Annotated in this window: 9 protein-coding genes; 6 read left to right on the top strand and 3 right to left on the bottom strand. The window is 40.7% G+C overall.

The window, feature by feature from the left end; genetic code table 11:
- Positions 1–79: 79 nt before the first annotated feature.
- The 3 genes from FBQ94_RS16940 to FBQ94_RS16930 all read left to right on the top strand — a co-directional run bounded on the left by FBQ94_RS16940 (position 80) and on the right by FBQ94_RS16930 (position 3,188).
- A complete protein-coding gene (locus tag FBQ94_RS16940; RefSeq protein WP_285442287.1) occupies positions 80–436 on the top strand; it encodes a hypothetical protein in 357 nt (118 codons plus the stop codon).
- A complete protein-coding gene (locus FBQ94_RS16935) occupies positions 363–779 on the top strand; it encodes a reverse transcriptase domain-containing protein (protein WP_285442286.1) in 417 nt (138 codons plus the stop codon). Before FBQ94_RS16940 ends, FBQ94_RS16935 begins: the two co-directional genes overlap by 74 nt.
- 276 nt (positions 780–1,055) lie before the next feature.
- On the top strand, positions 1,056–3,188 hold the full coding sequence (locus FBQ94_RS16930) for a BatA domain-containing protein (protein WP_007220910.1): 2,133 nt from the start codon (positions 1,056–1,058) through the stop codon (positions 3,186–3,188).
- 190 nt (positions 3,189–3,378) lie between these two features.
- Here the strand turns inward: FBQ94_RS16930 and FBQ94_RS16925 are convergent, their stop codons facing one another.
- On the bottom strand, positions 3,379–4,281 hold the full coding sequence (locus tag FBQ94_RS16925) for a beta propeller repeat protein (protein WP_007220911.1): 903 nt from the start codon (positions 4,279–4,281) through the stop codon (positions 3,379–3,381).
- Between the two features lie 301 nt (positions 4,282–4,582).
- On the opposite strand from FBQ94_RS16925, the gene miaB reads away from it, so the two are divergent.
- Positions 4,583–5,941 (top strand): tRNA (N6-isopentenyl adenosine(37)-C2)-methylthiotransferase MiaB, encoded by a 1,359-nt coding sequence (miaB, locus tag FBQ94_RS16920; protein WP_007220912.1) that lies wholly within the window; start codon positions 4,583–4,585, stop codon positions 5,939–5,941.
- A gap of 126 nt (positions 5,942–6,067) precedes the next feature.
- Here the strand turns inward: miaB and FBQ94_RS16915 are convergent, their stop codons facing one another.
- Entirely contained in the window at positions 6,068–7,201 is a 1,134-nt protein-coding gene (locus tag FBQ94_RS16915; RefSeq protein ID WP_007220913.1) for a YihY/virulence factor BrkB family protein, read from the bottom strand.
- Between the two features lie 447 nt (positions 7,202–7,648).
- On the opposite strand from FBQ94_RS16915, the gene FBQ94_RS16910 reads away from it, so the two are divergent.
- Positions 7,649–8,095: an NfeD family protein gene (locus FBQ94_RS16910; protein WP_007220914.1), complete on the top strand. Its 447-nt coding sequence runs from the start codon at positions 7,649–7,651 to the stop codon at positions 8,093–8,095.
- A gap of 1 nt (position 8,096) precedes the next feature.
- Positions 8,097–9,002, top strand: coding sequence for an SPFH domain-containing protein (locus FBQ94_RS16905; RefSeq protein WP_007220915.1), 906 nt, complete (start codon positions 8,097–8,099; stop codon positions 9,000–9,002).
- Positions 9,003–9,139: 137 nt separating this feature from the next.
- Here FBQ94_RS16905 and corA read toward each other — a convergent pair whose 3' ends face one another.
- On the bottom strand, positions 9,140–10,210 hold the full coding sequence (gene corA, locus FBQ94_RS16900; protein WP_007220916.1) for a magnesium/cobalt transporter CorA: 1,071 nt from the start codon (positions 10,208–10,210) through the stop codon (positions 9,140–9,142).
- Positions 10,211–10,833 lie beyond the last annotated feature (623 nt).

Raw genomic sequence — 10,833 nt, 5'->3', positions numbered from 1 at the left:
AAGATTTTTCAGGCTCTCTCAGCCATGACTGCCATCTTTCCCTTATCTATGGCTGGTTAGCACGATTTTTGTCTGGTTTATGCGCAACTTATGTGTAGTTACCAGGAAGGCGAAGACCGAGAAGCACTGGAGGTTTTGGGGGCTATACTGTCATGTCTGCAAGAAAGAAGTCCTGAGAGGGGCCTATCGATTGGCAAAGGCCAACGATGGTACGCCCGGAATCGATGGAAAGAGTTTTGCGGGCATCGAGGCAGAGGGAGTTGAGGGATTTCTGGAAGGGATAGGGCAGGACTCCTTAACCGGACGTACCGACCGTTGCCCAACAGAAGGGTCGAAATACCGAAAGGGATGGAAAGACCCGAATGCTTGTGATACCAACGGTCAAAGACCGGGTAGTGCAGGGGGCGTTAAAGCTTTTATTGGAACCGATATTTGAGGCGGACTTCAAGGACTGCTCGTACGGCTATTGTCCCAAACGACATGCACACCAGGCAATCGACAGGGTGACGAAAGGGGTACTGCATGGCCTTACCAGGGTGGTGGATGTAGACCTGAGCGGATACTTCGACACCATAAGGCATCACCTGCTGTTGGAGAAGATAGCCCGGCGGGCGCAGGACGATGATATCATGCACCTGGTAAAACTCATCCTTAAGGCAAACGGGAAGAAGGGAGTGCCGCAGGTCGGGATCATATCGCCGCTGCTGTCGAACCTTTACAGTCTGTCCGGGAATGCTTTCACACGGCAAATTCTATACTATATGCTGACAAAATATTAGCATGATAACAATATTTAGTATGGCATTTGTGGGTCGATTGAATTCTCGGACAGCCCGTGAAGCCTTGCCTTACATCTTACGGAGAGATAAAAGTAGCCGAAGGCCTATTTTAACTACAAATATTTACAGAATCTCACCGGATTAAGATTTTGATTCAAAATACAAAAGTGATGGTTTCCTGGCTATATATTTTTGTATTTTAGCCTTTGATATGTTATCCTTTAATTCAATAATATTCTCTGTCTTTCCAGCGACAAATTAAGGTAAAATTCAGCTATGATCTCTTTTCTTAATCCCCTTTTATTACTCGGTATCCTGGGCGCCAGCATACCTGTCATCATCCATCTGATAAACAAGAAGAAGGCTATTTCTCATAGGTTTGCAGCCATTGATTTTCTCTTACAAACGAATAAGCGCATTTCCGTAAAGTTCAAACTTCGCCAACTGATCCTTTTAATCCTGCGGGCTTCCCTGATTACCTTCCTTGCCCTTGCCCTTGCCAAACCATTTCTTAAAACCTTTGGCGGTGGAGTCTCAGAAAAAAACGTTCCAACAAGCAATGTCATTATCGTGGACGACTCATACAGCATGCAGTATGTGAGCAATAGTGAATCATTATTTGCCTCAGCGAAAACTGCTGCAAAGAAGATCGTTGATAGTTTAACGAAAGATGACGATGTTGCTATAATTACTTGTTCTGGTGTAGAATCACAAGCCCTGCCGGAACTCGATTACGATAAAAACACTGTTTTAAATCTTGCAGAACAATTACAAGTAACCTTTACAGCTACTCATATTACTCCTGCGTTGGATGCAGCAATAGAAATATTAACTAACGCAAAGGCATCTGTTAAAAGGATATTCCTGCTTACCGATATGACGAAGAATAGCTGGAATTTCGATTGGTTCAAGACGGGAAATGAACGGTTGCAGAGCCATATATCGGGTATTCATATCGTAGACCTTTCCAAAGGTGGAATGCTGAATAATGTAGCTATTACCCATATTGAGTCCGGGCTTGATATATCACAGAAAGACGGAAGAGGCTATATCAAAGTAACGGTGTCTAATTTCTCACCGGTAAGGGTAAAGAGTCTGCTGGTGCGCGTATTCCTGGATCAAAAGAAAGTAACTCAGGGTTTTTTTAATATCGAGGGCAACGCATCAGAAACAAAGGAATTTTCCTTTACCCTGGAAAAAGGGAAAGATCATGAAGGTTGGGTTGAGATTCCTGACGATAATCTCGGTATAGATAATAAACGATATTTTACCATGCATGCAACACAGAAACTGGATGCCTTATTGGTTGATGGTGATCTAAGAACCAATATCTATGAAAGTGAAACTTTCTATTTGGAGAAGGCATTAAATCCTGGCCGTGAACATATATCCTCTATCAGACCAACGCTATGCTCTGTTCATGAAGTGAACAACTTTCATTTTAGCGATTTTAACATAATCTTTTTATGCAATATCGAAACCTTTCCGTATGAAAAGATCCGAGAACTTGAGAAATTCGTGAAAGAAGGCGGATCCGTTATTTTCACACTTGGAAGTAAGGTTGATCCTGATTATTACAATAATTCATTTGGTGCATTACTGCCCCATCGGCTCCATACCACAAGAACCTTTTCCGGTGATAGTCCCCTGTCAGAAGATCAGCCTCTTCACTTGAAAGCGAAAGAGCCTGTACACCAGGCATTGCACGTTCTCTCTGAAACTGATATGAATACGTTGTCTTCTGCAAGATTTTATCGAATATTTTATGTCGATCCAACACCACAGGGAAGTAGCAAAACCATACTCTCCTTTTCCGATGATACCCCTGCAGTTATTGAAAGACAGATAGAACGGGGAAAATGTATACTCTTTACATCGTCAATAGACAGGGATTGGACAGATATGCCGGTGAAACCTTTCTTTCTTCCCCTCATACAACAACTCTGCAGATACTTGTCAGGAACCATTTCAGAGGAGACACAAAATGGGATTCTCGTAAAACAAAGTTGGCAATCCCCTTGTCCGTATGATATCAATGCGATAGAAATAACCAATCCTGAAGGCACAAAAATTACCGTACAACCCCAACTTGCCAACAACGAAAAATCTTTTCACTATACCAGGACAGATATTCCTGGAATTTATACTCTTACCGTAGATGGGAAGCCACTTCCCCAATTTCCCTCCTATTTTCCTGTGAATGTTACTACCGCCGAGTCTCGTTTGGATAAAATGGAGCAGAAAGATATTACAGCCCTTATGGGTGGTATCAACCTTACCATAACAACTTCTCCTATTGATGAAGGACGCGAAGTGCTTCTGGGTGAGGCTAAAAAAACTTTGTGGGGCTCCATTCTGTTCCTTGCCTTCTGTATCCTCGTCGTTGAGGCATTTGTTTCGAGAAAATGATGGATTTTTACCGGAATGGAATTCAATGCAAGCTTACTACATTGTTCAAAAGTAGGGATGCGGAGCATCGCATTCTTTTACGCTTATTTCTTTTTTAAGAATATTGGTATATTTTTATAACAAGCCCTCTTTTCCTGTTAAGGAAAGGTAAAAGATATGGGTAAAACTGTATTCCGGTGATTACTTTTCTTTATGCAAAAGCCATGCACCGAACCGGTTGAAGTCCCTTAGCTGCAACAGACCAATTTTGACCTTTATCTAAGGAGACAAACACAAAACCATCTGAGGTGCCGAAAGATATACAGGAGTCCGATGCTGCCAGACAAAAAGTGTTAATGTTATCAGAGAACCATTCGGGCAGGCCTTGCCGGCATCGCTCGAAAGAAGCGCCTTCGTCCAGAGACTTGCGATAAATGGCAGCGCGATTCGTTGTTGGGCCTGTGGAGGCGGTAACAAAAACTGTCCGGTCGACAACTGCAACAGCCCGGAGATAATTACCATGCAGCCCATCGGTAATAAATTTCCAGGACTCACCGCCATCATCGCTGATACCAAGTCCAAGAGCTGAAGCTGCAAGCACAAGGCCTGAATCCGGGTCGAAGATGACCTGATGAACATCGGCATGTATATCAATGGTGGGCTGCCATGATTTTCCTCCATCGGTAGAACGTAGTATTCCTCCAACATGCACATTCACGTAAATTGTACCGGTAGGGTCCGCTGATATTGATCGCACATCGGGCGGCCCTCCCCATGGAGTATACCAATTCTGCCGTCCTTGTACTTCTTCAAAAGAGCGGACTATCTCAAAAGTTTTGCCCTTTAGTACAAAGAGATGGGCTTCTGAGGTTCCTATAAAAAGTCCATCCATAGTTACCAGTAAACAGTTTGCTTTTGCAGAATCGATTGAGGCAATATGTACCCATACGCCATTGATACCTGATTGCCAGATCTCCCGATGGTTAATGATAGCCCACCAACCAGGAGCGTTACTCGCTAACGATTTTACCTCACGACCAGTAAATTGGATATACCGGTTCTCATGTACCTCATAGAGACCATTGTCTGTTCCGACTAAAATTCTCTGTTGCATATATCCTCCTTCCTTTGCTTTTTCATTATAATTTTAATGCGAGAATAATGGAAATGAAATACAGCGAGTTAGAAGCAACCCAGGAAGAGTAAAATTTGCAAAACAATACTACCTTAGTAGTCAAAAATTTCTTGGATTACATCCAAAGGATCGTTAAAATTAAGAACCTTACATCTTATTCTTAAACATTGTAAGCCCTTTAAATCTCTTTAGCAAAGAGAAAGATTTTTTTGGCTATCTGATATGATGTTTTTCGAAGAACTGAGTGGTTGGATATTGTGAATATTTATAGAGCTCTATTATGGTAAATTCTCCTGATTTTATTTATAAGGATCAGCAATACAAGACTGTCTTTTTTGAGACCTTTGGATGTCAGATGAATAAGCTCGATGCGGAGCTTTCGTTAGGTTTGTTACAGGAAGAGGGTTATAGAATTGTCGATAACGTAAACGAAGCCGACGTTATTTTGTTCAATACCTGTAGCGTGCGTCAGCATGCAGAAGATAAGGTATATTCACATCTGGGATCTCTCAAAACACTGAAGAAAAGGCATCCCGATGTTATCGTGGGCGTCCTTGGATGTATGGCACAAAAAGATGGCGAGGCTATATTTAAGCGTATGCCACATGTAGATCTGGTTTGTGGGACACGGATGTTTTCACGGTTGCCCGAATTAATTTTGAAGATCAGGAGTCATGGGTCACATGTTCTTGCTATAGACGAAGACCATATTGTTAACGTAAAGAGGGCGGTAACCTATCGGCCAAATATTCATCAGGCATTCGTTACCGTTATGCGGGGCTGTGATAATTTTTGCTCCTATTGTATCGTACCTTATGTACGCGGTCGAGAGGTTAGCCGAACAATCACCGACATAAAAGAAGAAGTTCAGGCGCTTATCGCAAATGGTTGCAAGGAGATTACTCTTCTTGGACAGAATATAAATTCGTATGGAAAAGGTTTACAAGGAGCTATTACTCTTGGAGATTTGCTGTCCGAACTAAACGACCTGGGCGGACTTGATAGAATCAAATTTGTAACCTCTCACCCGGCAGATATGTCACGGGATATTATCCGTACTATAAGCCGCTTAGAAAAGGTTTGTGAGCATCTGCATATGCCTGCCCAGTCAGGCTCAGATCAAATTCTCAAAAGAATGCGCCGTGGATATACCTCAACGTATTATCGGGAATTGATTCAGTTTGCAAAAGAACTTATTCCTCATCTTACTGTGGCCAGTGATTTTATAGTAGGATTTCCGGGTGAAACGGAAAAAGATTTCCAGGAAACTGTAAAGCTAATGGAAGATATGCGTTTCCAGAACTGTTTTATATTCAAATACTCACCTCGTACCGGAACGAAGGCAGCCGAGCTTGAAGATGATGTACCGGACGAGATCAAAAGGGCAAGAAATATAAGATTGTTGGAATTGCAAAAGTGTATCAGCCTGGAAGAGAATAAAAAGATAATCGGCAAGAACGTACAGGTACTTGTTGAAGGTGCTAGTAAATCAGATCCTAACAGACTGTCAGGCCGAACAAAGCAAAACCACATCGTTGTTTTCAACAGTCCACGGAATCTTGTAGGGAGATTGGTGAATGTAATGATATATGAGGTAACGGATCTTACCTTATATGGTGAGCTAAAGAATTCACCTTAAGTGTGTTTGCAAGAGGAAATGTATCAATTCTTTCAACAAATGCTATGATACCACAGAGATACAAAGAAATTCAACCTCTCTGTATCTCTGTAGTTACAATACTTTAAAAGCTATGCCGTATTACGTTTATTTCTTAGTAGGTTCTTTCGTTACACCAACCTTCCGGCCGTTACGATTGCCGAGAGCCATACCAGCAATAAAGCAGAGAAATCCCAGGGCGTAAGAATCACTACGAGGTTTCTCGGATGACAGTACCCCTTCTGCATAGCTTTCTCTACGCTCATGAGCATAAGCCGGGCGTGGAACTTCTCGCCGGCCTGTGGGCCTCGTTTTAACATCTTTGGTGCGAGGTATTCCCTGTTCAGAGCGCATCTCATCTGTTATGGGTATGGCATGTTCAGCAGGTGCGACGCGCGAGCCGTATTTATTGGCATAAACCTGAGTAAACTCCGCTCCTAAGAGCAGGATCATGGTAGCGTAATAATTCCAGAGTAATATAATGATAAACGATCCGGCTGCACCGTAAGCCGATGCGGTACTGCTGCGCCCAAGGTACAAGCCAATAAGATATTTACCGATAACAAATAGCACTGCAGTCGTTACAGCCCCGATCCAAACATCATTCCAGGCAATTTTAACATCGGGCAGAAGCTTAAAGATCATTGCGAACAATAGGGTGACAATGGCAAAAGAAATGGCAAGGTTGAGAATTTGGAGAATGTAATCGAGGCCGGGCAATATGCCAATCAGGTACTCGCCAAAGGCTTCCAATCCTGCTGTCAGAATAAGTGATACCAGGAGTAAAAAACCAGTTCCCAGTACCAAGGTAAGAGAGAGAGATCGCTCACGTACAATACTCATAATACCACGCCCGGGCTTTGGTACAACTTCCCAAATGGTATTTAACGCATCCTGAAGCTGAGCAAATAATTTGCCTGCACCATACATTAACGCTGCAACACCAACAATGGTTGCAATAAGGCCTGATTTCGGTTTGCTGGCGGCTTCGATCATTGACTGCATGACTTTTGCACCACTCTCGCCGACGAGGCCTTGCATTTGTTCGACAATTTTACCCTGAGCTGCCTCTTTTCCAAACACAAAACCAATAATAGCTATAGCAATAATTAATAACGGTGCAAGAGAGAAAACGGCATAGTATGCCATTGCTGCTGCTAAGCGTGATGCTTTATCCTCACCAAACTCGGAGAATATGGTTTTGATAAATTCAATTACAGATTTTAATTTTGCGAACCTCATAGCTTCGCTCCTTTCATAAAGAGATGATTGGGATAGAATTAATATTCTTGCCTTGTGCTATAGTAAACAACGTACATTAATCCCCTCCCTTAATCTCCCTTAATACAAGGGAACTTATTTGCTTATAATTAAATATATATACTCTATTATTAGTATAGTTTTGTATTTCAAGTCAATCAAAAATTCAAAATATTCAAGAAGTTATAAACGTAGTTAAACCATAAAAAAATCATGTTTTATTACCTTTGCTTGCCGGTCCGGTTGATTTTTTTGCGATACGTTCTTATACTTATTCTCATGGTATTTTTGAAATTTTTTTTACTTTTAGGTAATTTAGATGTTACAGTAAATAATAAAAATTGCATAAGTGATTTGTTATCTCTGCTAAGAATATCTCTTAACCCTGATATAATGAAAATTTCTCCATAAATATGAGGAGGTTGAATAATGCCTGTTACGGTTTGGTGGATATGGATGGTTTTTGCAGCAATCTTTATTATTAGTGAGATATTTACTGCAGGATTTTTTCTTTTATGGTTTGGTATCGGAGCTGTGATAGCAGGTATCCTTGCGGTTCTCGGCATGAGCGAAGGCTGGCAGTGGGGGGCTTTTATAGGCATTTCGGCAGTACTTTTTATTACCTCACGAAGATTTGCGGAACGATTTACCATACAGCAGCCTTCGGGTGTTGGCGCTGACCGGTTTCTTGGTGAAAAAGGTATAGTATTGGAAGAAATTGATGCGATAAGAAATACCGGTATTGTCAGGATAAGAAATGAGCATTGGAGGTCGGATAGCTATACAAATGAAACTATCCCGGCAGGGAAAAGGGTTGAAGTTGTAAAGGTGGTAGGAACACATCTCGTAGTTAAAACTTTATCAGAGGGAGAATGAGATGATAATACCAAATGAGATACTATTATTTATTATTGCAGCGATTGTAATCTTTGTAATTGCAGCGACAGGAATAAAGATTGTCAGGCCCTGGCAAAGAGGATTGATAGAGAGAATGGGGAAGTATCAACGCACAGCGAATAGCGGGCTTACCGTGATCGTTCCTTTTTTGGAGAGAATGATAAAGGTTGATATGCGTGAGCAGGTAGTCGATGTTCCCCCGCAGGGGGTTATTACAAAAGATAATGTTGTCGTTGAGGTAGATGCGGTAATTTATTATATGGTTACTGATCCGGTACAGGTTACCTATAACGTGGCCAATTATTACATGGCAATAACGAAACTTGCACAAACGAATTTGAGGAATCTCATCGGTGACTTAGCTTTAGACGAATCGCTTACTTCACGAGAAATAATAAACACAAAATTACGCGAGATCCTGGATGCGGCTACTGATAAATGGGGCACAAAAGTTACCCGGGTTGAACTTCAGAGAATAGAGCCGCCGAAAGATGTTACCGAGGCAATGCACCGGCAAATGAAAGCAGAGCGGGAAAGACGGGCAACGATCCTCGAGGCTGAGGGACAAAAGAAATCTGCAATCCTTAAGGCCGAAGGACAGGCAGAAGCGATAATGAAAGTTGCCGATGCTGATAAATATCAGAAATTAACGGTGGCAAAGGGAGAAGCAGAGGCAATTCAGACCGTTTTCAATGCTATTCACAATGGCAGGCCGACAAATGACTTGATTGCGATAAAGTATCTCGAATCTCTTGAAAAGATTGCCGATGGCAAGGCATCCAAAGTATTTTTACCTTATGAGGCCACGGGGATTCTGGGAAGTATCGCTGGAATCAGTGAGCTTTTAAAGGAAAAACAATCTCCAAAAAAGGATGAAGAAAAATAAATACCAATGTATAGTCAAAAAATCTATTTTTCGAAAAGTTTTTATAGAATCTCTTGATTTTAAGCCCGATTCTGGCGCTGAAATTTATAATATCATAGGTATTTGATTATAATATACATTTGGTTTTATTCAGGTTCTCACAACCACTTTTTCTTCTTGAAGTAAATTAACATAGAGACGCCCACGGCAACCATTACGAGCAGGATGCTGGGATAGCCCCAGCGCCACTCAAGTTCTGGCATGTATTTAAAATTCATTCCATAGATTCCAGCAATAAAGGTGAGCGGCATAAATACCGTTGCAATCATTGTTAGTACTTTCATCACGGCATTCAGTCTGTTATTGATACTCGAAAGATAAATTTCAAGCATCCCGGAAACCATATCACGGAAAGTCTCCAGGGTATCAATTGCCTGAATTGTATGATCATAAACATCTTTAAGATATATCGTAGAGGAGTCTTTAATAAGTGGGGATTCTCCTCTTTCTAATTCACTTATTACTTCCCTGAGAGGCCAAATAGACCTGCGTAGCAATACCATATCTCCTTTCAGCTTGTATAGTATACGTAAAATTTTAGGCGCCGGATGATCGACGAGCTCTTCTTCTAACAATTCTATCCTTTCTGCCAGTATTTCCAGGACGATAAAATAGTTATCAACGATCGCATCTAACAGGGAATAAGCAAGATAATCAGCCCCCATTTTTTTTATACGGCTTTTATTCCCTCTTATTCGTTCTCTTACCGGATTAAAAATATCCCCTTCCTTCTCCTGAAAGGAAATAAGAAAGTTTGATCCTAGCACTAGGCTTACTTGTTCCGCAACTATCTCATTAGTTTTATTATTATAGTAGAACATTTTAAGTACAATATAGATGTATTCGCCGAAATCCTCCATCTTTGGGCGTTGATCTGTGTTCAGAATATCCTCCATAATAAGGGGATGAATTCCAAAACAATTACCAATTTTTTCCAGAACCTCAATCTGATGAATACCATCTATATTTATCCATGCTACAGTAAGTTTATTTTTATCATTGAAAGGGAAACATTCTTCAATTGTTTTCACTTCTTTTCCCAGGAAGTGAGTATCATCATAATCTACGATGGTAATCTTTGCTTTTTCTGCCTTCCGTTCCCCGACATGGATGAGAGTGCCGGGAGGGAGGCCAGCTTTTTTTGACCTTTTTTTAATCAGTTTTGCCATAGTGAATTTTCTCTATTTGATGACCAAAATAGTTTGGATAAATCTTTATTTATCATCTTGAAGATGCAAAAAAGACAAGATTCAGATTACCCCAAAGCTCTTTCTCTTGTCAAGGAATATTGAGATAAAGAGACGAATTGATTACCTGATGGGAAAAAGTGAACTTCAGAAATTTATTAGTAAGTACAACTCAATAAAAATCTTAAATAGTAATTTAGGAGACAGGTGATAAAAATTTTTTTTCTTTTCCTTGACTATTAAAAAATTCAATATATAATTAATCGCTTTTCCGGGTGTGTAGAAGATCGACTACTAGAGAGGAATTTAAAGAGCTCTATAGTTTGCCATGTGTTTTGGATCTTCTGTAATACAATACCTTAATTTAAAGATATAAAAAAATATTTTTTCCTCTTGATTTTTAAAAAATTTAATATATAATATTGAGCTTTGTTGATTTGTAAAAAAGTTATCGCAAGGCCTTGAATATTAAAAAATTTGTTGTATAATAACGAGACTTTGTAAGCAACTAGTTCTTTGGCAACATAAGAAGTCATAAGCGTGCGAGAAGTGAGTTGAATTGAGTCGAGGAGTAAGCTAAGAGAGAGCTAGGCGAGAGCTTAGCG

It is taken from the genome of Candidatus Jettenia sp. AMX1, assembly GCF_030263775.1.
Lineage (GTDB): Bacteria > Planctomycetota > Brocadiia > Brocadiales > Brocadiaceae > Jettenia > Jettenia caeni.
Note: the sequence above shows the minus strand (reverse complement) of the source record. Positions and strands in the feature narration are given on the sequence as shown.